Here is a 22,550-nt window from a genome sequence, read left to right as displayed (position 1 = left end):
ATGCGCGTGATGGCACAGATGGCGATGGTCATGAACCTGGACAAGTGCATCGGGTGTCACACCTGCTCGGTGACCTGCAAGCAGGCCTGGACCAACCGGGCCGGCACCGAGTACGTCTGGTTCAACAACGTCGAGACCCGTCCCGGCCAGGGCTACCCCCGGCGCTACGAGGACCAGGAGAAGTGGCGCGGCGGCTGGACGTTGGACAAGAAGGGCAACCTCCGTCTCAAGGCAGGCGGCCGCGTGAAGAAGCTGCTCACGATCTTCTCCAGCCCTGTTCAGCCCGAGCTGGCGGACTACTATGAGCCCTGGACCTACGACTACCAGACGCTCATCGACGCGCCGCTCGGCGACGACTTCCCGGTGGCCCGCCCCAAGAGCCTGATCACCGGCGAGGACACCCGGATCACCTGGTCGGCCAACTGGGACGACAACCTCGGCGGCTCGATGGAGCACGGCCACCTCGATCCGATCGTGCAGAAGATCCGCGAGGAGTCGAACACCAGGATCAAGTACGAGCTCGAGCAGACCTTCATGTTCTACCTGCCGCGGATCTGCGAGCACTGCCTCAACCCCTCGTGCATGGCCTCGTGCCCCTCGGGCGCGATCTACAAGCGCGAGGAGGACGGGATCGTCCTCGTCGACCAGGACCGCTGCCGCGGCTGGCGTCAGTGCGTCACGGGGTGTCCGTACAAGAAGATCTACTTCAACCATCGCTCCGGCAAGGCCGAGAAGTGCACGCTGTGCTACCCGCGCGTCGAGGTCGGGCTGCCGACGGTGTGCGCGGAGACGTGCGTGGGCCGGCTGCGCTACCTCGGTCTGGTGCTCTACGACGCCGACGCGGTGACGGAGGCTGCTTCGACGCAGTCCGAGGAGGACCTGTACGCCGCCCAGCTCAACGTCATCCTCGACCCCAAGGACCCGGACGTCATCGCCGCGGCGAGGAAGCAGGACATACCCGAGGACTGGCTCGACGCGGCGCGCCGCTCGCCGACGTACGCGCTGATCAAGGACTACAAGGTCGCGCTGCCGCTGCATCCGGAGTATCGGACGATGCCGATGGTCTGGTACGTCCCGCCGCTCTCCCCCGTCGTCGACCTCCTCAAGGAGCAGGGCCACGACGCCGAGGCCGCCCCCAACCTCTTCGGCGCCATCGACTCGCTCCGCATTCCGGTGGAGTATCTCGCCGAGCTGTTCACCGCCGGTGACACCACCGAGGTCGACCTGGTGCTCAAGAAGCTCGCCGCGATGCGCGCCTACATGCGCGACGTCACGCTCGGGCGCGATCCGGACGGCTCCATCCCGGCCGCGGTCGGCATGTCGGAGGAGGAGATCTACAACATGTACCGCCTCCTCGGCATCGCGAAGTACGAGGAGCGCTACGTCATCCCCACCGCCCATGCCGAGCAGGCCCACGACCTCGAGGAGATGGGCTGCTCGCTGGAGTACGACGACGGTCCGGGCATGACTGGGCCCGGTCTGGTGGGGTCCGGGCCGATGGGCGAGGCCAGCGGCCGTCCGGTGCCGATGGCCGTGGAGAACTACCACGCGCTCAAGCAGCGCCAGACCACCGACTCGGCCGCCTCCGACGAGACCCTGCGCGGCCGGGTCAACCTGCTCAACTGGGACGGCAACGGCACCCCGGAAGGCCTCTTCCCCGACAAGCACAGTTCCGAGCGTGAGGAGGAGCGGTCATGAAGCGGCGTACGACCGACTGGCGCGTCGTCCACCAGGTCGCCGCCTGGTGCCTCGGCTACCCCGACGACGAGCTGATCGCGAAACTGCCCCTGCTGCGCAGCGCGCTCGACGAGCAGCCGGCCTCAGAGCCGGTGAAGCTGCTGCGCGGCTTCGTGGACACCCTGGCCCGCCAGGACCCGCACGCTCTGCAACACGTCTACGTCGAGCTCTTCGACCTGCACCGCCAGCAGACACTGCACCTGTCCTACTGGCGTGACGGCGACACCCGCCGCCGTGGTGAGTCGCTGGCCGACTTCAAGTCGCGCTATCGCGACGGCACCACGAAGGGCGACGGCTGGGTGGTCGACACCGGCGGCGAGCTGCCCGACCACCTGCCGATGGTGCTGGAGTACGCCGCTCTGGCCGACCCCGAGGGCGGCCGCCGACTGCTCATCGAGAACCGCTCTGCGCTCGAGCTGATCCGGCTCGCCCTGGTCGACCGCGGCTCCGCCTACGCCGACGTGCTCGCGGCCGTCTGCGCCACGCTGCCGGGACCCTCGGCCAAGGACAAGCAGGAGGCCCTCGCGATGGCCCACGCCGGACCACCCGCCGAGTCGGTCGGCCTGGAGATGCTGCCCTTCCCCAAGGCCGGACCGGTCTCGGCCGCCACCATGATGGGAGCCCGCTGATGGACGTGCTCCTGTGGGGCGTACTCCCCTATGTCGCCATCGCCGTCCTCGGCGTCGGCACCTGGTGGCGCTACCGCTACGACAAGTTCGGCTGGACGACACGCTCCTCCCAGCTCTACGAGTCACGGCTGCTGCGGATCGGCTCGCCGCTGTTCCACTTCGGCATCCTGGTCGTCATCGTCGGCCACGCCGCCGGACTGCTCATTCCCGCCTCGTGGACCGAGGCGATGGGCATCTCCGATGGCGTCTACCACGGCAACGCGCTCTTCTGGGGTCTGATCGCCGGTGCCTGCACGTTGGCCGGCCTGGTCCTCCTCGTCTATCGGCGGCGTACGACCGGACCGGTCTTCATGGCCACCACCAAGAACGACAAGATCATGTACGTCGTGCTGGTGGCCGCGATCGTCCTGGGCCTGTGGACCACGGTGGTCGCCCTCGCCGAGGGACATCAGGCGCACGACTACCGCGAGACGGTCTCGCCCTGGTTCCGCTCGCTGTTCGTTCTGCAGCCCGACGTCGCCGCGATGGCCGCCGCGCCCGTCCAGTTCCACGTCCACGTGCTCGTCGGCCTGCTGCTGTTCACCATCTGGCCGTTCACCCGGCTGGTGCACGCCTTCACCGCACCGGTGCACTACCTGTTCCGTCCCTACATCGTCTACCGAAGCCGCGACGCGGGCCGCCAACCCAGCTCACGACCCGACCAACCGGGCTGGTCCCCCGTCGGCACCGCCGACCGAGACCGAGGACGTCTCCGATGAGCGAGCGGATGAAGAACCTCGTGCTTGCGACCTGGGCGTTCACCATCACCTTCTGGGCCTGGAACATGATCGGCCCGCTGGGCATCCGCTATGCCGACGAGCTCGGCCTCGACTCGACCGAGAAGTCGGTGCTGGTCGCCCTACCTGTGCTCGTCGGGTCGCTGGGGCGGATCCCGGCGGGTGCGCTCACCGACCGGTTCGGCGCTCGGCTGATGTTCCCGGCACTCACCGTGCTCACCATCCCCGCCGTGCTGCTGGTCGCGTTCGCCGGCAGCCAGAACTCCTATGGCCTGCTGCTGGTGTTCGGCTTCTTCCTCGGCGTCGCGGGCACGACCTTCGCGGTCGGTATCCCTTTCCTCAACGCCTGGTTCCCGCCCGAGCGTCGCGGGTTCGCGACCGGTGTGTTCGGCGCCGGGATGGGCGGAACAGCGCTGTCGGCGTACTTCACCTCCCGGTTCGTCACCTGGTTCGGGTACGTCACGACGCACGTCATCATCGCGGCCGCGCTGGCCGTCACGGCCGTGGTCGTCTGGCTATTCCTGCGTGACTCCGCGACGTGGAAGCCGCAGCGCGATCCGTTCATCCCCAAGATCCTCGGAGCCGCCCGACTGCCGATCACCTGGGAGATGGCCTTCCTGTATGCCGCCTGCTTCGGCGGCTTCGTCGCGTTCTCCACCTACCTGCCGACGTACCTCCACGACGTCTATGCCTTCGGTCTCGCCGAGGCAGGCACCCGTACCGCCGGCTTCGCGGTCGCCGCCGTCCTCTGCCGCCCGCTCGGTGGCATCCTCGCCGACCGGATCGGGCCGCGGAAGGTGCTGTTCATCTCGTTCCTCGGCGCCCTGGTGATGGCCGCCATCCTCGCGACGCGGCCTTCTCTCGAGTGGCGCGCCGGGCTGTCGTTCGTGCTGATCGCCGCCTTCATGGGTCTCGGCAGCGGCGCGGTCTTCACCTGGGTCGCGCAGCTGACTCCACCGGACAGGGTCGGTTCGGTGACCGGCATCGTCGGCGCCGCGGGCGGCCTGGGCGGCTTCTTCCCGCCGTTGGTGATGGGGGCGACGTACAACGAGGTTCAGCACAGCTACACCACCGGTCTCATCCTGCTCGCCGTGGTGACCGGCCTGGCACTGATCCTCACCGAGTTCCTGATCGTCCCGAGGCGCACGCCCGAATAACGGGACCGGGAAGAGCATCCCCCGAGTCATTAGGTTAGCCTCACCTCATGCCTCCTGCCCTTTCCGGTCATGAACTCGTGCTCGGCTACGCCCGTGCCACCGTGGTCCATGGCGTCTCGATCGGTCTCGAGTCGGGTCGGGTGACCGCGCTGATCGGGCCGAACGGCTCGGGGAAGTCGACCGTGCTGCGCTCGCTGGCGCGGCTGCACCGGGTGACCTCGGGGTCGGTGCAGCTCGAGGGTGCCGACAGCGCGCCGCTGAACGCACGCGCGTTCGCGCGCAAGGTCACGCTGCTCTCCCAGTCCCGCCCGCACCCCTCCGGCCTGACCGTCCGCGACGTCGTCGGGTTCGGGCGCCACCCCCACCGCCGGCGGTTCGCCGCCCTGACGGAGGAGGACCTGGAGAGCATCGACCGGGCGATGGAGCTCACCGGGACCGCCACGATGGCGGACCGGGCCGTCGACCAGCTCTCCGGTGGCGAGCTGCAGCGCGTCTGGCTGGCCAGCTGCCTGGCCCAGGACACCGGCGTGCTGCTCCTCGACGAGCCCACCAACCATCTCGACCTGCGCTACCAGGTCGAGATCCTTGACCTGGTCCGCGATCTCGCGGACCACCACGGGACGGCCATCGGCGTCGTCCTGCACGACCTGAACCAGACCGCCGCAGTGGCGGACAAGGTCGTACTGCTGCACCACGGCGATGTGCACGCCGCCGGCGAACCCGCTGACGTGCTCACCGCCGAACACCTCTCTGAGGTGTACGGGCTCCCGATCGAGGTGACCTCCGATCTGGAGTCCGGGCGCGTCCGGGTCGAGCCACGCGGCAGGCATCACGCCCGGCTCTGACGCCGGCGGACACGAAGAGGAAAGACGATGTTTCGACGTACGACCACTGCTGCCCTGACAGCGGCCGGCGCCTTGATGCTGGCCGCCTGCGGACAGACGACGACCGCTGCCGAGTCCGGTGAGCCCGAGAAGAAGGCCTCCGCCGGCTGCGAGGGCGTCGCGACCTCCAGCGGCCCGGTCAGCCTCACCGACTCCTTCGGCAACAAGGTCGAGCTCGACAAGCCCGCCGAGCGGGTCGCGGTCCTGGAGTGGCAGCAGACCGAGGACCTGCTCAGCCTGTGCGTGGACCCGGTCGCGGTCGCCGACGGCAAGGGCTTCCGTACCTGGGACACCGCGGAGGAGCTCCCCGAGAGCGCCACCGAGGTCGGCACCCGGGGCGAGCCGAACCTGGAGACGCTGTTCGGCACCAACCCCGACCTGATCGTCGTCGAGGCCTACACCGCCGAGGACGAGATCCTCAAGCAGCTCGCCAAGTACGACGTCCCCGTCCTCGCCACCAAGGGCGCCGACGCGAAGGACCCGGTCGCCAACATGGTCACCACCTTCGAGATGATCGCCGAGGCGACCGGCCGCGAGGAGCAGGCTGACAAGGTCGTCGGCGAGTTCGAGGACAAGCTCGCCGCCTCCAAGAAGGCGGTCGAGGAGGCCGACGCCGCGGGCACCGAGTTCGTCTACTTCGACGGCTGGATCGACGGCGCCAACGTGGCGATCCGCCCGTTCGGCCAGGGCTCGCTGATCGGTGAGCTCGGCGAGGAGCTCGGCCTGAAGAACGCCTGGACGGGCGAGGTCGACCCCGCGTACGGCCTCGGGCAGACCGACATCGAGGGCATGACCACGCTCGGCGACGCCACCTTCTTCCACACCGGCACGGTCGACCCCGCCGGCGACATCAACGCAGAGCTGGCCAAGAACAAGGTCTGGAAGTCGATCCCGGCCGTCAGCGAGGGCCGCACCCACGCCTTCCCCGAGGGCATCTGGACCTTCGGTGGACCCAGGTCGGCCGAGCAGGTCCTGGACGCGTACGTCGACCTGCTCAAGTGACCGATGCCCTCAAGGCCCCGCGAGCGGGTGCCGGAGGCGCCTCTGTCGTCCTCCTGTGCCTGCTCGCCGGGCTGCTGCTGACCGCCTCCTGGCATCTCACCCAGGGCACCTCGGGCGTAGGGCCCGCCGACTTCCTCGACGCGCTCCTCGGGCGTGAGCAGTCCCACGGCGCGACCGCGTCGACGATGGAGATCATCACCGGGTCGCGGATCCCCCGCCTCGCGGCGGGGATCGCGGTCGGGTTCGCCCTCGGCGTCGCCGGGGCGCTCCTGCAGTCCCTCGCGCGCAACGCGATGGCTGCCCCCGACACCCTGGCGGTGACCGGCGGCGCCTACTTCGCGGTCACCCTGGTCGCCGCGTTCGGCCTGTCGGTCCCGCTGTGGGCCTCCGGCATCACGGCCTTCCTCGGCGGCCTCGTGGCCGCCGGGATCGTCCTCGCCCTCGCCGGTGGCGCGGGCACGTCGACGACCCGGCTGATCCTGGCCGGCTCGGCGGTGGCGCTCGCGCTCCAGGCCGCTACCTCGACGCTGCTCATCCTCTACTCCGAGGAGACCACGAGCCTGTTCGCCTGGGGCAGCGGATCGCTGAGCCAGCTCGGGCTGCAGGCTTTCTGGCAGGTGGCACCGGTGGTCGTGGTGGCGACCGTCTGCGGCCTGCTGCTCGCCCGCCGGCTCGACCTGCTCTCGGCAGGCGACGACGCCGCCTCGGTCCTCGGCGTACCCGTCCGCTCCACGCGGGCGATCGGGACCGTGCTCGCGGTGCTGCTCACCTCGGCAGCGGTGACGCTGGCGGGGCCGATCGGCTTCGTCGGGCTCTGCGCCCCGGTCCTGGTCCGCCTGCTCGGCCGGGTCGTCCCGGCGCTGAACCGGCACGCCGTCCTGATCCCGGCCGCCGGTCTCGTGGGCGCCCTCGTCGTGGTCGTGGCGGACGTCGTCGTCCGGGCGGTGCTCGGTGCGGACGAGGCCATGTCCGTGCCCACCGGGGTGACGACGACGATCGCCGGTGCGGTCGTGATGGTGCTCCTCGCCCGTGGCGGACGCGACTCCGGGCCCACCCGCCGGCCACCCGGGGCCACCGTCACCATCCGCAGCCGGCTCCGGTTCCTGGTGGTGCTCGTCCTGCTGCTCGCGCTGACCGTCGGGGCCACCGTCGTCGGCCTGCTGGCCGGCCACCAGTGGCTCTACACCGGCGACATCGTCGCCTGGCTCCAGGGCGAGGGCATTCCGCTGGTCCAGTTCGCTCTCGACGAGCGTGCGCCCCGGGTCGCCGCAGCGGTCCTTGCCGGTGGTGCCCTCGCACTCGCCGGCACCTTCGTCCAGGCCACCTGCCGCAACCCGCTGGCCGAGCCTGGGATCCTGGGCATCACCGGCGGCGCCGGCGTGGGCGCGGTCATCGTGGTGACCGGCCTCTCCTCGGGCTGGAGCGGCGGCAGCTCGGCCGCGGCCTCGACGACCACCATGCTCATCGCCGCGACCGTCGGAGCGCTGGTCGCCTTCGGCCTCGTCTACGGCCTGGCCTGGCGGCACGGCATCGACACCGACCGGCTCGTGCTCATCGGCATCGGCGTCTGGTACGGCTCGGTCTCGCTCAGCACCTTCCTGCTGGTGCGCTCCAACCCGTGGGACACACCGCGGATCTACACCTGGCTGTCCGGCTCGACCTACGGTCGCAGCTGGGAGCAGGTCGTCCCGGTCGCGGTGGCGCTGGCCGTCGCGATTCCGATCGCCTTCGTCGTACGTCGCGAGCTCGACCTGCTGACGCTGGACGACGACACGCCACGGCTGGTCGGCGTCTCCTCGGAGCGGGCGCGCCTGCTGATCCTGCTGACCGCCGCGGTGCTCACCGCGATGGCGGTCTCTGCCGTCGGTGTCGTCGGCTTCGTCGGCCTGGTCGCGCCGCACATCGCGCGCGCCCTCGTCGGCGGGCGCAGCGCGCGGGTGGTCCCGGTCGCCATCCTGGTCGGGGCGCTGCTCCTCGTGGTCGCCGACGCCATCGGCCGCACCGCGATCAGCCCCGCCCAGATCCCCGCGGGTCTCGTCGTCGCGCTCATCGGCGCGCCGTACTTCATCTTCCTGCTGGCCCGCTCGAGGCCGTAGGAACGGTGATCCTTACGCCGACGGCGGATTCCGGGGCCAGGCGACCTCGATGCGGGCCCCGCCGCCGTCGGCGTCGGCGATCGTGACCGAGCCGCTGTGGGCGCGGGTGAGGCCGCCGACGATGTAGAGGCCCAGGCCCGAGCCGCCGCGGGCGCCGTGCTTCCAGAACTTCGTGAACACGCGCTGGCGGAGCTCGGCGGGGATGCCCTCGCCGCGGTCCTCGACGACCAGCAGGACCTGGTCGGGGTCGTCGGGCCGCACACCCAGGCTCACGGTGACGACGCCGTCTCCGTGGCGTACGGCGTTCTCGACGAGGTTGGTGACGACCTGGGTGAACTTGTCCGGGTCGGCGTGGATCTCGAGCTCGTCCTCGCCGGCGGAGATGTCGAGCTCGATCGGCCGGGAGGTAGCCGAGCGCACCGACTCGACCACCCGCGTGACCAGCACCGTCGCGTCGCTGGCGCGCGGGTAGAGCTGCAGCCGGCCGGTGTCGATCCGGGCCACGTCGAGGAGCTCGGCGATCAGCCTCGAGAGCCGGTCGGAGTCGGAGGCGACGGTCTTGAGCATGAGCTTCTTCTGATCGTCGTTGAGCCGGTCCCAGCGGTTCAGGAGCGCCTGGACGAACCCTTTGACCCCGGTCAGCGGCGAGCGCAGCTCGTGGGCGACGGTGGCGACCAGGTCGGAGCGCTCCCGGTCCAGGCGCTTGCGGCCCCGGCCCGAGCGCAGCGAGATCGAGACCTGATCGACGTCGGCATCCAGGGACGGGCGACGGATCGTGGAGACGACCAGCACCTCGGTGCCGTCGGGCAGCAGCCAGGCCTGCTCCGGGGTGCCGGTGACGGTCCGCAGGGTGTCGTAGGGCCGGTTGGCCTCGGCCCAGGTCTGCCCTTCGGTGTTGCTCAGCGTGAGTACGTCGCCCAGCGGCTTCCCCAGGCTCGAGACCGGGTCCACGCCGAGCATCCGCCCGGCCAGAGCGGAGACCAGGACGACCGCGCCATCCGCGTCGGCGACGACCACACCGTCGGGCAGGGCATCGGCGAGTTCTCTGGCGTCCACGCCGCCACCCTAGACCGACGGACGGTCCGGAGCCGCTACTCCGGCCGATTGCTCAGCGGCAGCGTGATCGGCGCCGGGTCGCCGGGCGAGAAGTAGATCTTGATGAAGGTGTGCACCGCCTCCGGGAGCAGGTTGGAGACGAGCGGGATGTTGGGGACGGTGCTCTGGTAGGACCGGACCAGCAGCGGCACGGCGCTCGCCCAGACCGGAGCGAGCACCGGGTCCTTGTCGAAGGCGATCATGTCGGCGTACGCATCCCCGATCACGTAGCGCCCCAGCGACTCGAGCTCGTGGCGCAGCAGCGGATTGCCCTCGCCGATCACGGCGTCGAGCAGAGACTGGGCGAGCTCGACGCCCTCCTGGGTGCCGCCCGTCGCCGGGCCCATCACCTGGTCGTACTGCGCGTACGCCGCGGCCCAGTCCTTCGGCAGATACTGATCCTGCACGCCGAGGAGATGCAGATCCACGTTCCAGGCGTGCAGGAAGGCGTCGGCGAGCTCCTTGCTCGGCGCGATGTTCCACTCGGTGAACTTCTTCATCACCCAGGTGCCGAGGCTATGGAAGGTGACCAGGATGTCGGCCTGGCTGATCGGGATCTCCTGGCCGGCGCCGACCTTCGTCCAGTGCGGGGACTGCGGCAGCAGGTGGCGTACGGCGGCGTGGACCATCCGGGTCTTGACCGAGTCGACCATCAGCCGGCCGGACGCGGTCCAGCCCTGGGCGTCCATCACGTCGTAGCCGAGCACGGTCGTCTTGGCGATCCGGTCGCGCATGTTCGCGCCGCCGTAGGAGTAGTAGACCGACCACGCCTCGCGCTTGATGGCACAGCTGATCAGGCCGCTGCCGAGGGTGTAGACGAGCGCGAGGAAGAAGCCGTACCTCTCCTCGTTGAACGTGCCGGCCAGCTGCAGCTTCCCCTGGTCGGCCCAGGTCGGGAGCCGGCGCGCCTCCTCGATGAAGTCGGTCAGGTAGCCCGGCAGCCCGTCGGGAACCGGCTGGTCGTTGGTGGTCCAGCCCTTCAGGATCTCGTTGACCTCCGCGACCTTGTCGATGCCCTCGCCGTAGAGACGTTCGATGACCGGGTCGGCGCGGACGTCCCAGACGTACTCGGGGTCCAGCCCCTCCCCCGTGCCCGCGATCGACGCGCTCGGCGACCACGTCCACAGCGGGAAGGTCGCGCCCGCGGCCGCCGCCGCGCCGCCAGAGGCCAACAGTCGTCGTCTGCTCACGTTCGTCATGCCGTGCTCCTTCGCTTCGCCCTGAGAAATCTCCGCATCCCGAGTGAAACAGATTTACCTTTCGTGTATCAGACCCTCTGGGGTATCGGGCGAGGCAGCCGGGCGACCCGGGCGGCGGCCGGGACGGTGGCCAGGAGCAGTGCGGCGATCACGGCAAGAGCCAGCCGTACGTCGACCCCCGCCGCCACACCCAGCAGCGGTGTCGCGAGCAGGACCGGGCCGGTCTGGGCCAGCTGGGTCAGGCTCGAGAACCGCGCGAGCATCTCCGGCGGGGTGCGGGCGACATAGGCCGGGAGGAGGTAGCTGGTCAGCATGGTGGTGCCGACGCCGACGAGGCCGACCGCGAAGATCCCGGCCCAGATCTCCGTACGCACCGCCAGCAGCACCACCCCGCCGGCCGCGAGCACCGGGCCGGCGACCGCGACCGGTGCGCGCGGCGCGCCCCAGCGGGCGACGGCGAGGGTCATCACCAGTCCCCCGGCCACCCACGCGCCGGAGACGAGACCGGTCTCGGCAGCCGTCCAGCCGCGTTCGCGGCCGGCGAGCGGCAGGGCGAGCATGACCAGCGGGAGCACCGTCGCGGCGAGGCCGGTGATCGCGACCAGGACCGGGACGACCCCGGGCGTGCGCACCGCTGTCCTGGCACCGTCGGCCAGGCTGTGCCAGACCGAGCCCTGGGCGGGCTCGGGAGCCGGCTCGTGCGGTGGCCGGACCAGGAGGAGCGCGACGAGCACGATGGCGTACGTGGCCGCGTCCAGGCCGGCGGTCAGCGGCAGGCCGCCGTGGCCGATCAGGAAGCCGCCGGCCGCAGGTCCCGCGGTGCGGGCGATCTGGTGGGCCGAGCCGACCAGGGCCATCCGCCGATCCAGATCCTCGGCCCCGAACAGCCGCGGGAAGACTCCTTCAGCGGGTCGCCGCAGGGCCTGGATGGTGCCCGAGAGAGCACCGACCGCGACCAGCATCCACAGTCCCGCACCATCGATCGCGCCGACCGCGAATGCGGCCATGACCAGCACCATCGCGGCGTCGCACGCGGCCATCGTCCGCCGGATCCCGAGCCGGTCGGCCAGCACTCCCCCGGCGAGCACCAGTGCGGCCAGCGGGATGCCCTCGATCGTCAGCACCAGGCTGGCCGCGTCGGCGCCGAACCCCGCCGCCGCCCAGCCGATCGCGAAGAAGGTCACCGAGTCGCCGAAGACCGATGCGGTCGACGCTGCCAGCCAGGGGCGGAACCCCTGACGCTGGGCCAAACCCACGGGCTCAGCCTTCGGAGTCGTGCCGCACCGGCATGACCAGCGCGGTGAACCCGGGCTGGTAGGGCGAGGTCACCACCACCGGCCGGTCCGGCGCGGTCACCGCCAGCTGCACTTCGTCGCCCAGGCACGCCGCCAGCGCGCGGCCGAACAGGGCCGTGCCCAGCCGGAGCCGGCTCGGCGGGCCGGTCACCACGCCGCGTACGTCGCTCTGCTCGGCTGTGTGCGGCGAGCGGAGCCGCGTCTGGTCGCCGAGGAAGAGGTCGACCTCGGCGTAGGCCGCCGCGTCGAGGCCCGCGAGCAGGTCGGCCTTGCTGAGCACCGCGCGGGTGACGGCCGGCTCCAGACCGGCCAGCACGAGCCGGTGTGCCGGGTAGGTGGTGTCGCGGCCCAGCTCCTGCCCGGCGAGGGTGAGGGTGCCGTCGGCGATGCGCAGCTCGGCGGTGGTGATCGCGTCCAGCCGGTCGACCAGCGCGGCTGCGTCGGGCAGGGACAGCACCGCCCGGCCGCCGTCGCCCTCGGCGGCCGCCGGCAGCTCCCGCACCGCCATCCAGTAGCGGTTGGTCGCCACCACGTCCACGCCGGCTCCACCGACGTCGATCAGGACAGAAGCGAGCTCGGAAGCCGGATCGGACTCGGCCGCGTGCCGCACCTGCCGGATCGCCGCCGCCAGCACGGGACCGGGCAGCTCGACGAGCGCCGGCCTGGCGGCGGGCCCGGCATCGACGGCGGCCAGCACGCCGCGTACGGCCTCCTCGGCCCGCGCAGTACGCGCGCTCTGGTCCTCGAGGAACTCCGCCAGCGCGGCCCTGGCCTCAGCTGTCGGCGAGTCGAGGACAATCCGCATCGTCTCGATCGGGACCCCGGCCTCGCGCATCCCCACGATCAGCCGGGCCCGGTCGGCGAGCTCGGGTGTGTAGTAGCGATAGCCCGTCCCGGAGTCGACCTCCGCCGGCACCAGCAACCCGCACTCGTCGTAATGCCGCAGCGCGCTCGCCGTCAGGCCCACAGCCCGCGCGAACGCCCCGATCGTCAACAGTGGCTCGTCCATGCCGCAACCATCGTCCTTCAGGCCAGATGAAGGTCAAGACGCCGACGAGAGCCCGTCACGGGAAGGTCAGCAGCCGGATGACCGGGCGCGCGACGTCGCCGGCGTCATCGGCAGGGTCGTGCGGAACCGAGCCGGTGAGCCACAGGCTGGCGAAGCCGTGCACGATCGACCATGCGGCCAGTTCGGTGGTGTCGTTGGCCGATGTCGACAGCGCCTCGGTGAGCGCCCGGCCGGCGCGTTGCTCGGCGGCGGCAAGTTCCGGCGCATCGGGGTCGTACAGCGCCGGGCTGAACATCACCTCGAAGTGCGCCCGGTGCCCCACCGCGAACCGCACGTACGCCACCCCGGCCTCGATCATGTCGCCACCGGCAGCGGACAGTGCGTCCGCGAGCAGGTCGTAGCCCTCGGCGGCGAGCGCTGTGAGCAGACCGCGCTTGCCGCCGAAGTGGTGGGAGAACGCCGCGTGCGAGACGCCGGCTCGCCGGGCGACGTCGCGCATGCTGAGCGCGGCAGGTCCGCCGCCCTCCTCGAGCGCCTCGACGGTCGCGGCGAGCGCGGTTCTGCGCAGGTCGCCGTGATGGTAGGTCCGATCGGTCACCCGGCGATCTTACCATTGACAACATTTGGCAGTGCGCCTATCTTGCCAGTGGTAACTTAAACGTCGGAGGAGAGCACTCAATGTTCGAGACACTCATGCTTCTCGTTGTTCCCACGGTCGGGTTCAGACTTCTCGGGGCCCTGGGCCTGAGCCGTTTCGCGACCTGGCGATCCAGCGCCACCCACGGCTTGGCGGTGCTGCTTCTGTTCACCGGGAGCGCGCACTTCGTTCCGGACAGCGTCACGATCATGCCCAGCCATGACGACCTGGTCGCCATGGTCCCGCCGTTCGTTCCCGCCCCCAGCCTCATGATCTACATCACCGGCGTGCTGGAGCTTCTGGGCGCCATCGGGCTCGTCATCACGCGGACGCGTCCGGCTGCCGGGCTCGGACTGGCCGTGCTCTTCGTTCTGCTGGTGCCGGCCAACATCTACGCGGCGGTCGAGAACATCCCGCTCAACGGCGATCCGGCTACGCCGCTCTGGTTCCGACTCCCCGAGCAGGTCGTCTACGTCGTCGTGGCGCTCTGGGCGGCGCTACCCGTTCGGCACGGCCGCGTCCCGAAGCCGGCAGACGCGACGAGCCCCGGAGCCACCGAGGCCGATCGACGTTTCGGCGTCAGGAACTGACTTCTCGGCGTTGGGCCTTGGCGCTGGCGTAGACGCAGAGGGCGGCGGCGGTGGAGAGGTTGAGCGACTCTGCCTTGCCGAAGATCGGGATGCTCACGATCTCGTCGGCCTCGGCGGCGAGCTCGGGCGGGAGGCCCCAGGCCTCGTTGCCCATCAGCCAGGCGGTGGGCCGGGCGAGGAGCGCGTCGGCGGTGAAAAGGTCGGCGGTGCCGTGCATGTCGGCGGCCAGGACGGTCAGGCCGGCGGCCTTGACTGCCTTGACCGCGACCAGCGGATCCCGCTCGATCGCGATCGGGAGGTGGAAGGCGGAGCCGACCGAGGCCCGGATGGTCTTGGGGTTGTAGAGGTCGACCGAGTCGCCGGCCAGGATGACCCCGGACGCACCGGCGGCGTCCGCGCAGCGGATGACGGTGCCGGCGTTGCCGGGATCGCGTACGTCGGCACAGATCACCACCAGCGGACCCGCGATGTCGTCGAGCGGCACGTCGAGGAACCGGCACAGTGCCACCACCCCGGCGGGAGTCACCGAGTCGGAGAGCCCGGCCATCGCTCGGTCCTCGACCAGCGTGACCGACTGGCCGGCCAGCACCGAGGCGTACGTCTCGGCTCCGGCTTCCGTCGCGAAGATCTCCTGCACGCAGCCAGGAACGCCGAGGGCACCCTCGACCGCCTTCGGACCGTCGGCCAGGAAGACCCGCCGCTCCGTGCGAACCGCGCGTCGCGCGAGCTTGCGGATCTCCTTGAGGCGCGAGTTCCCCGCGGACAGCTTCACGTTCTCCCCCGACTCATTCACTGACGAAGACTCCCATGTCCCAACAGAGAACGACGCCCCCAACCCGGCACAGCGGCCGGTGGGGGCGTCGTTTCAGATGCAAGCTCAGGCGTTCGCCGGGGCGTTGACGTCCTCCGGCAGCGCAGCCTTGGCCTGGGCGACGATCGCGTTGAACGCGGCCACGTCGTTGACGGCGAGCTCGGCGAGGATCTTGCGGTCGACCTCGATGCCGGCCAGGTTGAGACCCTGGATGAAGCGGTTGTAGGTCATGCCCTCGGCACGCGCCGCGGCGTTGATCCGCTGGATCCACAGCTTGCGGAAGTTGCCCTTGTTCTTGCGGCGGTCGTTGTAGGAGTAGACCAGCGAGTGGGTGACCTGCTCCTTCGCCTTGCGGTAGAGGCGCGAGCGCTGGCCACGGTAACCCTGGGCCCGCTCGAGGGTGGTGCGACGCTTCTTCGCAGCGTTCACTGCGCGCTTGACGCGTGCCATTTCAGTGCTCCTTGAATGCTAGGGAAAGTTTCGGGGTGATCGCTCAGCGACCGAGCAGCTTCTTCGCGCGCTTCACGTCGGCGGGGGCGAGCTCCACCAGACCGGCGTTGCGACGGTGCTTCTTGCGCGAGCCGGTCGTCGGCGCGGAGGCGAACGCAGCGCCGGACTTACGGCCGGCCTGCAGGCGCTGGATCTTCCCGGAACCGGTCACCTTGAAGCGCTTCTTGGAACCGGAGTGGGTCTTGTTCTTCGGCATGTTCTTCTCTCTCTCGTCGTCCGGCCGGTCACGGGGCGCCGCGGCGGCGGAAGTCTCTTGCTGGGCCCGGGAGGCTCAGACGTCGATGTCGGGGTCGAGGTTCTCCGAGCGGCGCTTGACCTTCGGGGTGGAGGCCGGACGCGCGGCGTTCGCAGCCGTACGCTCCGCCTTCTCGGCGGCCTCGTCGGCAGCGCGCTCGGCGGCCTTCTCCTCCTTGGCCTCCTTGGCCTCGACCTTGGCGTCGGCCTTCTTCTTGTGGGGGCCGAGCACCATGATCATGTTGCGGCCGTCCTGCTTCGGCGAGGACTCGACGAAGCCCAGCTCCTGGACGTCGTCGGCCAGCTGCTGCAGCAGGCGGAAGCCGAGCTCGGGACGGTGCTGCTCACGACCGCGGAACATGATCGTGATCTTCACCTTGTCCCCAGCGTTGAGGAACCGCACGACGTGACCCTTCTTGGTCTCGTAGTCGTGCTTGTCGATCTTCGGACGAAGCTTCATCTCCTTGATGATCACGTTCGTCTGGTTTCGACGGGCTTCACGGGCCTTCTGGGCGTTCTCGTACTTGAACTTCCCGTAGTCCATGAGCTTGCAGACCGGCGGCTTGCCCTGCGGGGCGATCTCGACCAGGTCGAGGTCGGCCTCCTGGGCCAGGCGCAGCGCGTCAGGGGTCGGCACGATGCCGACCGTCTCTCCGTTGGGACCAACGAGGCGGACCTCGGGAACCCGGATCCGGTCGTTGATACGAAGCTCAGTGCTGATGTGTCCTCCAGTTGTTGTGGCTGCGGAGGCTCTGGATCTCGGCTTCCGGGCCGCGTGCACGGGCGGTCCGGAAATCAAAAAAGGCTTCCGCTGGATTGTTACAAGCGGAAGCCAGTCAGGACGCTCACCCACCATCGGGCTCGCACCGCCGAATCCAGTGACCCAAGAACTTCTGGGGCACTCTCTTCGGGACCGGACCCGACGACCTTTGTTGCTAGGCGGTCGATGCGGGTGGGAGAACGCTGTCGTGATCTCCGCTTGTTGGATCAAACCGACGGCGTACGTCGGCTGATCGGTCAACACGGAACACTACTGCAACATTCCCTGCCGCACCCAATCCTGGTCGAGCACAGCCTTCAGGGACGCACCCAGGCCGTACGTGGCCCGACGGTCGCCAGCTGCCAGCCCTCGGCGACCTTCTGGAGGTCGTCGCCCTCGATCGCGAACGGGACCGGGCCGGCGAGATCGAGCACGAGGGCGTCGGCGCCGTCGTGGACGGCGGCCTGAGCCGCGTCCCGCAGGGAGACCGGAACCGGGCGGGCGTCGGCCTGCCACGCCTGCAGCGGCGCGGTGCCGGTGAACCCGAGCAATGCCTGCCGCCCGTCGGCGCCGGTGAGCAGCACGGTGGCCATGTCGGAGGTCTTGTCGTGGGCCAGACCGGCGTCGTCGACCCCGACCTCACCCAGCACCGCGACGACCGGGACGAGCACCCGGGCAGCGGCCAGGGTGGTGAGCACATCGGCGTGCGTGGCCTGGCCCGCGGCGTACGACCTCATCACGGTCGCGACCTCAGGGCTCGTCTCACCGGTGTCGCCGCGAAATGCCGTGCCGAGGAGTCGTTTGTCGTTCATCGCCTCCCCATTCAACAACAGAGCAACATCAGGGCAGATATCGGGGACAGTCCGGGTGTCAGACGACCACGACGGTGGAAGACTGCAGGTATGGACCAAGGCGCCTACCTCGCACTAGCCGCCGCGCTCACCGTTCTGGGCGCGATCTGGACCTGGGTCGCGTTCCGACGGCGCGGCCTCGGAGCCGGCGTGAAGGCTGCCGGGTGGACGCTGCTCGCCCCGGCGGCGTACCTCACCGGCCTGCTGCGCGCCGGCGGCCGGATCGTCGACGCGATCGCCGACTGGGCCGCGCGCCTGGTCTTCAGCCCGACCGTCTGGATCGGGTTCGGCATCGCCGCGCTCGCGATCGTGCTGATCTTCGTCTCCCGCCTCCTGCCCACGAAGGAGAAGCCGAGCCGAGCGGCCCGGAAGGCGGCTGCCGGTGCTGCGCCCGCCGGCTCGGCCGGCCCGGCCTCGGTCGCGGCTCCGAAGACGGCCAAGGGCCCGCTGGTCGACGACGATGACGACGACATGGCCGACGTGAACGACATCTTGAAGAAGTACGGCATCTCCTGACTTGACCGACTCCACTGACGGCCTCGGGCTGCACTTCGGCGAGCCGGCAACCGATCTCCTCACGATCGCGATGAGCCGTCCGGCCACCCTCGGCCCCGGACGGCTGATCTGCGTCGACGGCCCCGCCGGCTCCGGGAAGACGACGCTCGCCACCGCCCTGGCCGAGATGACACAGGCCCCGGTGGTCCACATGGACGACCTGTACGCCGGCTGGGACGGCCTCGCCGAGGGCATCGCCCAGCTCGAGACGATCCTGCTTCCCCTCGTCGAGGGAGCCCCCGGCTCCTACCGCCGTTACGACTGGCACGCACGCGAGTTCGCCGAGACCGTGCTGGTCCCGCCGAGCCCGCTGCTCGTCATCGAGGGCGTCGGCAGCGGCGCCGCCGCGTACGACGGCTTCCGCACCGCCCTCGCCTGGGTCGACGCACCCGAGGAGGAGCGCCGGCGACGCGGCATCGACCGCGACGGCGAGACCTTCGCACGCCACTGGGACGCCTGGGCAGCGGCCGAGATCGAGCACTTCGCCCACGACCTGACCGCCGCCCGCGCCGACATCATCGTGACGACCTAGCCCCCGTCGAGGTCAGGAGATCAGCTCGTCCAGGCGGCTGTAGGCCCGCGCGTCGCCCTGGAGGACCTCCGAGCGCCGCCCGTCGACCGAGACCGGTACGTCACCCGCGACCGTGACCCGGCGCATCTCGCGCGGGTGGTGGTCGAAGTCGGCGACCGCGTAGTGCTGGGTGGCGCGGTTGTCCCACATCGCCACATCGCCGGGCTGCCAGGCCCAGCGGATGGTGTTCTCGAGCTTGGTGACACGGTCCTGGAGCAGGTTGAACAGGTGGATCGACTCGGTGGAGGTGAGGTCGTCGAACTCCTTGACGAAGCTGCCCAGGACCAGCGACCGCTCCCCCGTCTCGGGGTGCACGCGGACGACCGGGTGCCGGGTCTCGAAGTGGACCGAGGCGAAGTCGTCGCGGGAGTAGTTGGCGTCGGGCTGTTCGTGCTCCTCGTCGCGCTGGGCGTAGTCGTAGGAGTTTGTGTGCACCGCCCACAGTGCGTCGGCCAAGGCCTTCAGCGGCGCCGGGAGGCGGTCGTAGGCGGCAGCGGTGTTCGCCCAGATCGTGGTGCCGCCGTAGGGCGGCAGGGTGACCGCGCGCAGCACCGAGATCGCCGGGACCCGGTCCACGAAGGTGACGTCGGTGTGCCAGGCGTTGGCCGCCATGCCGGCGTTGGCGGTGACCCGGAGCACCCGCCCGGAACCGGTGTTGACCGTCGGGTGCGCGGTCGTCAGCTCACCGAACCGGGCCGCGAAGGCGCTCTGCGCCTCGTCGGTGAGCCCGTCCTGACCCCGGAAGAAGAGCACCTTGTGGCGCAGCAGGGCGTTGCGTACGTCCTGGATCTGGGTGTCGTCGGCCTCGGCCAGGCTCAGGCCCTCGATGACGGCGCCGATCCGGGCACCGGCGCGGCGGATCCGCACGCCCGAGGGCGTCTCGACAACGTCCGCGGGGCGATGCAGCTCGGTGATGGTCACAGTCGTTCTCCTCCGATCATGGATTCCGGGTCAGGCGGGGGTGAGCTCGGGCTCTGGGGACTTCGCGCGAGCTCCGCGGCCGAGCTTCGGCCACCAGGACGGCACCAGGCCACGCTGGCCGCCGAGCGCGGCCGAGACGCGGTCGAGGTAGATCGCGATCACGACGACGGCCAGACCGCCCTCGATCGAGGCGCCGATCTGCAGGCCCTGGACCGCGTTGACGACGACGCCACCGAGGCCGGAGCCGCCGACGAGACCGGCCACGACGACCATCGAGAGGGCCAGCATGATGACCTGGTTGACGCCGGTCATGATCGAGTCCTTGGCCAGCGGGAGCTGGACCTCGCGCAGGATCTCCCAGCGGCCCGCACCGAAGGCGGTGGCCGCCTCGACGGTCTCGGGGTCGACCTGGTTGATCCCGAGCTGGGTGAGCCGGACCGCCGGCGGCAGTGCGAAGACAATCGTCGCGACCAGGCCCGGCGCGTCACCGACACCGAAGAAGAGGATCGTCGGCAGCAGGTAGACGAAGACCGGCAGCGTCTGCATCAGGTCGAGGACCGGCCGCAGCGCCGCCCGCAGCGGTGGCGAGAAGGCCGACCAGATGCCCAGCGGGATGCCGATCACCAGCGCGACGAGCGTCGCCACGAGCACCGAGGTGGTGGTCTGCATCGTCTCGTACCACAGGTCCATCGACTCGATCAGGAGCAGCCCGGCGGTCAGCACCAGGGTCAGCACGACCTTGCGGGTGACGACCAGCGCGATCACGGCGAGCACGATGATCATCGCGATCGGCGGCAGCCCGCCGAGCACGTTGTAGACCATCCGGAGCAGGAAGTTGAGCGCCTCCTTGATGCCGTCGAAGAACTGCCCGAGGTTGTCGGTGAGGAAGTTGATGACGTCCTCACCGATGTCGCCGATGTGGAGGTCAGGCATGGGCCACCTCCGCAGCCTCGTCGTCGACGGTGTCGTTGACAGTGGAGAGCGCCGAGAGGATCGCGCCCCGCGGCACCACGCCGCGCAGCCTGCCGTCCTCGTCGAGGACGGTGACGGGCACGACCTGGCGGCCCGCCAGATGCATGAAGTCGCCGATCACGTCGTCCTCCTTGACCTTGTGGTAGTCCTCCCCCAGCGCGCCATGGACGCTCTTCGCGCCGCGGCGGGTCAGGTTCACCAGCCGGTCGTCGGTCACGACGCCCAGTAGCCTGTCGTCCGCGCCGGTCACGAACGCTCCGGTCACCTCGTTCTCCCCCAGCCTGCGCAGCGCGTCGTGGGGCGTGATGTCGTCGGGGAGTACGAGGCGGGCCGGCCGGATCAGGTCGGCGGCACTGAGCACCCGGGCCCGGTCGACGTCGGAGACGAACTCGCTGACGTAGTCGTCGGCGGGATGGGCCACGATCTCGGGTCCGGGAGCGAGCTGGATGACCCGGCCCTCGCGCATCACCATCACCCGGTCGCCGATCCGCATCGCCTCGTTGAGGTCGTGGGTGACGAAGACCGTGGTGCGCTGGTCCTGGGCCTGGAGCTCGACCAGCAGGTCCTGCATGTCGCGACGGATCAGCGGGTCCAGCGCGGAGAACGGCTCGTCCATCAGCAGGATCGGCGGGTCCACGGCCAGCGCGCGGGCGAGACCGACCCGCTGCCGCATGCCGCCGGAGAGCTCGTGCGGAAGCTTGTCGCCGCGCCCGCCCAGGCCGACCCGGTCCAGGGCGGCGTCGGCCCTCTCGAGCCGCTCCGGCTTCGTGATGCCGCGTACCTTCAGGCCGTACGCCGCGTTCTCCCGCACCGTCCGGTGCGGGAAGAGCGAGAAGTGCTGGAAGACCATCCCGATGCCGTTGTTGCGGAGCTCGCGCAGTCGCTGGTCGGAGACCTTGGTGATGTCCTCGCCGTCGATCAAGAGCTCGCCGGCGCTGGGCTCGTTGAGCCGGTTGATCATCCGCAGCACGGTCGACTTGCCCGAGCCGGACAGGCCCATCACGACGAACATCTCGCCCTTGGCGATCTCAAAGTCGATCTCGTGGGCGCCGAGGTAGCCGCCCGCGGCAGCGGCCGCGGCACGCGGGTCCTGGGCGGCCAGTGCCTTCTCGGCCTGCCTCCTGCCGAGGCCGTAGACCTTGCTCAGGCCACGCCCGACGATCGCGGGCTCGGCCGTCTCGTCAGCTTGCAACGTCGTCTCGCTCATCAGATCTTCGCCTTCTCGCCGTCTGCGTCCTCGACCCCGTCGAGGAACTCGGCGACTCTGTCGGGGTTGTCGTCGATCCACGCCTCGGCGATGTCGGCGAGCTCCTTCCCGGACTTGTCGTGGTCGTAGTAGAACTGCCCGGCCTCGTCGGTGGTGAAGGTCAGGTTGGAGAGGAACTCGGCGATCTCCGGGTTGTCGTCCTCGAACCCCTTGCGGGTGACCGTGCGGATCTCACCGGCGCCGCCCCAGACCTTGTCGGGATCCTCGAGGAAGGCGGCGTCGAACTGCACGGTCATCCAGTGCGGGCTCCAGCCGAGGAACACGATCGGCTGGCCGGCCTTCTGCGACTTCTCGACCTGGGCGAGCATCGCCGGGGTGCCGCTGGCGACCAGCTTCCAGTCCCCCAGGCCGTACGCGTCCTCGTCGATCGCCTTCTGGATCGTCTCGTTGCCCGGGGAGCCGGCCTCGATGCCGTAGATCTTCTTCCCGAACGTCGAGGCGTTGGCGTCGAGGTCGGCGAGCGAGGCGATCCCGAGCTCATCGGCGACGTCGCCGGGGATCGCAGGGGCGTACTCGGTGCCCGTCACGATCGTCGAGAGCACCTCGACGTCGCCCTCGTCGATGGGGTCGCCGAAGCTGGGCTCCTGAGAGGGCCACCAGTTGCCGAGGTAGGCGTCGATCTGGCCCGAGGAGACCGCGGTCGCCGCGTTCTCGACGGACAGGTTCTTCTTGATGCTCGCGTCGTAGCCGAGCTCCCGGAGGAGCTGGACGGCGATCTCGTTCTCGACCTGTAGGTCGACCCACGGCTGCTCGGCGAGGACCACCGAGTCCTCGGCTCCTCCGGCGTCGCTCTGGGCGAAGCCGTCACGCTCGCTCGCGGTCGTGCAGGCGGTCAGGGTGCCGGCTGTCGCCACGATGGCGAGTGCGGCCACAGCAAGGCGGTGGGGGCGGCGCATGCGTGCTCCATCCAATCGGTTCATATATGTCTAACACACTAGACATTCGCCTCCTGGGTGTTCCAGCACGTCCGCGCAGCGAGCAAGACAAAGATC

At 70.0% G+C, this 22,550-nt stretch carries 24 protein-coding genes; 10 read left to right on the top strand and 14 right to left on the bottom strand.

Annotated elements, in window-relative coordinates; translation table 11 throughout:
* From narH to ABZY89_RS05950, 7 genes are read left to right on the top strand one after another with little or no spacing between them, the layout of a single operon-like run.
* Positions 1–1,698 carry a nitrate reductase subunit beta gene (narH, locus tag ABZY89_RS05980; protein WP_355225467.1) on the top strand — a complete coding sequence of 566 codons (1,698 nt, stop codon included), beginning with the start codon at positions 1–3 and terminating at the stop codon, positions 1,696–1,698.
* Positions 1,695–2,366 carry a nitrate reductase molybdenum cofactor assembly chaperone gene (gene narJ / locus ABZY89_RS05975; RefSeq protein WP_355225466.1) on the top strand — a complete coding sequence of 224 codons (672 nt, stop codon included), beginning with the start codon at positions 1,695–1,697 and terminating at the stop codon, positions 2,364–2,366. The genes narH and narJ overlap by 4 nt, the downstream gene beginning before the upstream one ends.
* Positions 2,366–3,124 (top strand): respiratory nitrate reductase subunit gamma, encoded by a 759-nt coding sequence (gene narI / locus ABZY89_RS05970; protein WP_355225464.1) that lies wholly within the window; start codon positions 2,366–2,368, stop codon positions 3,122–3,124. Before narJ ends, narI begins: the two co-directional genes overlap by 1 nt.
* Positions 3,121–4,299 carry an MFS transporter gene (locus ABZY89_RS05965; RefSeq protein WP_355225462.1) on the top strand — a complete coding sequence of 393 codons (1,179 nt, stop codon included), beginning with the start codon at positions 3,121–3,123 and terminating at the stop codon, positions 4,297–4,299. The genes narI and ABZY89_RS05965 overlap by 4 nt, the downstream gene beginning before the upstream one ends.
* 47 nt (positions 4,300–4,346) lie before the next feature.
* Positions 4,347–5,144, top strand: a complete 798-nt coding sequence (locus ABZY89_RS05960; protein WP_355225461.1) for an ABC transporter ATP-binding protein — start codon at positions 4,347–4,349, stop codon at positions 5,142–5,144.
* A gap of 27 nt (positions 5,145–5,171) precedes the next feature.
* Positions 5,172–6,185: an iron-siderophore ABC transporter substrate-binding protein gene (locus ABZY89_RS05955; RefSeq protein ID WP_355225459.1), complete on the top strand. Its 1,014-nt coding sequence runs from the start codon at positions 5,172–5,174 to the stop codon at positions 6,183–6,185.
* Positions 6,182–8,281 carry an iron ABC transporter permease gene (locus tag ABZY89_RS05950; protein ID WP_355225458.1) on the top strand — a complete coding sequence of 700 codons (2,100 nt, stop codon included), beginning with the start codon at positions 6,182–6,184 and terminating at the stop codon, positions 8,279–8,281. Before ABZY89_RS05955 ends, ABZY89_RS05950 begins: the two co-directional genes overlap by 4 nt.
* A 12-nt stretch (positions 8,282–8,293) precedes the next feature.
* On the opposite strand, the gene ABZY89_RS05945 is transcribed toward ABZY89_RS05950, so the two are convergent.
* From ABZY89_RS05945 to ABZY89_RS05925, 5 genes are all read right to left on the bottom strand, one after another.
* Positions 8,294–9,337 (bottom strand): ATP-binding protein, encoded by a 1,044-nt coding sequence (locus ABZY89_RS05945; RefSeq protein WP_355225456.1) that lies wholly within the window; start codon positions 9,335–9,337, stop codon positions 8,294–8,296.
* A gap of 35 nt (positions 9,338–9,372) precedes the next feature.
* Positions 9,373–10,575 (bottom strand): oxygenase MpaB family protein, encoded by a 1,203-nt coding sequence (locus ABZY89_RS05940; RefSeq protein WP_355225454.1) that lies wholly within the window; start codon positions 10,573–10,575, stop codon positions 9,373–9,375.
* A gap of 68 nt (positions 10,576–10,643) precedes the next feature.
* Positions 10,644–11,831 carry an MFS transporter gene (locus tag ABZY89_RS05935; RefSeq protein ID WP_355225452.1) on the bottom strand — a complete coding sequence of 396 codons (1,188 nt, stop codon included), beginning with the start codon at positions 11,829–11,831 and terminating at the stop codon, positions 10,644–10,646.
* Between the two features lie 4 nt (positions 11,832–11,835).
* Positions 11,836–12,879: a MerR family transcriptional regulator gene (locus ABZY89_RS05930; RefSeq protein ID WP_355225451.1), complete on the bottom strand. Its 1,044-nt coding sequence runs from the start codon at positions 12,877–12,879 to the stop codon at positions 11,836–11,838.
* Between the two features lie 55 nt (positions 12,880–12,934).
* Entirely contained in the window at positions 12,935–13,477 is a 543-nt protein-coding gene (locus tag ABZY89_RS05925) for a TetR/AcrR family transcriptional regulator (RefSeq protein WP_355225449.1), read from the bottom strand.
* An 80-nt stretch (positions 13,478–13,557) separates the two neighbouring features.
* On the opposite strand from ABZY89_RS05925, the gene ABZY89_RS05920 reads away from it, so the two are divergent.
* Positions 13,558–14,106, top strand: a complete 549-nt coding sequence (locus ABZY89_RS05920; RefSeq protein WP_355225447.1) for a hypothetical protein — start codon at positions 13,558–13,560, stop codon at positions 14,104–14,106.
* Here the strand turns inward: ABZY89_RS05920 and ABZY89_RS05915 are convergent.
* The 5 genes from ABZY89_RS05915 to ABZY89_RS05895 form a co-directional block, all read right to left on the bottom strand.
* Positions 14,096–14,899, bottom strand: coding sequence for an RNA methyltransferase (locus ABZY89_RS05915; RefSeq protein ID WP_355225445.1), 804 nt, complete (start codon positions 14,897–14,899; stop codon positions 14,096–14,098). The genes ABZY89_RS05920 and ABZY89_RS05915 overlap by 11 nt on opposite strands.
* Positions 14,900–14,983: 84 nt before the next feature.
* Positions 14,984–15,367 (bottom strand): 50S ribosomal protein L20, encoded by a 384-nt coding sequence (gene rplT, locus ABZY89_RS05910; RefSeq protein ID WP_355225443.1) that lies wholly within the window; start codon positions 15,365–15,367, stop codon positions 14,984–14,986.
* A gap of 43 nt (positions 15,368–15,410) precedes the next feature.
* A complete protein-coding gene (locus ABZY89_RS05905) occupies positions 15,411–15,623 on the bottom strand; it encodes a 50S ribosomal protein L35 (RefSeq protein ID WP_008359371.1) in 213 nt (70 codons plus the stop codon).
* A gap of 75 nt (positions 15,624–15,698) precedes the next feature.
* Positions 15,699–16,442 carry a translation initiation factor IF-3 gene (gene infC / locus ABZY89_RS05900; protein WP_355225442.1) on the bottom strand — a complete coding sequence of 248 codons (744 nt, stop codon included), beginning with the start codon at positions 16,440–16,442 and terminating at the stop codon, positions 15,699–15,701.
* Positions 16,443–16,738: 296 nt separating this feature from the next.
* Positions 16,739–17,233: an SseB family protein gene (locus ABZY89_RS05895; RefSeq protein ID WP_355225440.1), complete on the bottom strand. Its 495-nt coding sequence runs from the start codon at positions 17,231–17,233 to the stop codon at positions 16,739–16,741.
* A 90-nt stretch (positions 17,234–17,323) separates the two neighbouring features.
* Here ABZY89_RS05895 and ABZY89_RS05890 point away from each other — a divergent pair, with 90 nt between their 5' ends.
* The gene (locus tag ABZY89_RS05890; RefSeq protein ID WP_355225438.1) at positions 17,324–17,788 is read left to right on the top strand and encodes a hypothetical protein; all 465 of its coding nucleotides are present in this window, start codon (positions 17,324–17,326) and stop codon (positions 17,786–17,788) included.
* 1 nt (position 17,789) lies between these two features.
* Positions 17,790–18,359, top strand: a complete 570-nt coding sequence (locus ABZY89_RS05885) for a 4-amino-4-deoxy-L-arabinose transferase (protein WP_355225437.1) — start codon at positions 17,790–17,792, stop codon at positions 18,357–18,359.
* A gap of 12 nt (positions 18,360–18,371) precedes the next feature.
* On the opposite strand, the gene ABZY89_RS05880 is transcribed toward ABZY89_RS05885, so the two are convergent.
* Genes ABZY89_RS05880 through ABZY89_RS05865 form a run of 4 tightly spaced genes read right to left on the bottom strand, consistent with a single transcriptional unit; the run spans position 18,372 to position 22,454 of the window.
* On the bottom strand, positions 18,372–19,319 hold the full coding sequence (locus tag ABZY89_RS05880) for a TauD/TfdA family dioxygenase (protein ID WP_355225435.1): 948 nt from the start codon (positions 19,317–19,319) through the stop codon (positions 18,372–18,374).
* A gap of 30 nt (positions 19,320–19,349) precedes the next feature.
* Positions 19,350–20,252, bottom strand: coding sequence for an ABC transporter permease subunit (locus ABZY89_RS05875; protein ID WP_355225433.1), 903 nt, complete (start codon positions 20,250–20,252; stop codon positions 19,350–19,352).
* Positions 20,245–21,498 carry a betaine/proline/choline family ABC transporter ATP-binding protein gene (locus tag ABZY89_RS05870; protein WP_355225432.1) on the bottom strand — a complete coding sequence of 418 codons (1,254 nt, stop codon included), beginning with the start codon at positions 21,496–21,498 and terminating at the stop codon, positions 20,245–20,247. The genes ABZY89_RS05875 and ABZY89_RS05870 overlap by 8 nt, the downstream gene beginning before the upstream one ends.
* Complete coding sequence (locus ABZY89_RS05865; RefSeq protein ID WP_355225430.1) at positions 21,498–22,454, bottom strand: ABC transporter substrate-binding protein; 957 nt, start codon at positions 22,452–22,454, stop codon at positions 21,498–21,500. Before ABZY89_RS05865 ends, ABZY89_RS05870 begins: the two co-directional genes overlap by 1 nt.
* Positions 22,455–22,550: the final 96 nt, after the last annotated feature.

Source organism: Nocardioides sp. NPDC006303, assembly GCF_040613175.1.
In the GTDB taxonomy this organism is placed as follows: Bacteria; Actinomycetota; Actinomycetes; order Propionibacteriales; family Nocardioidaceae; genus Nocardioides.
Note: the sequence above shows the minus strand (reverse complement) of the source record. Positions and strands in the feature narration are given on the sequence as shown.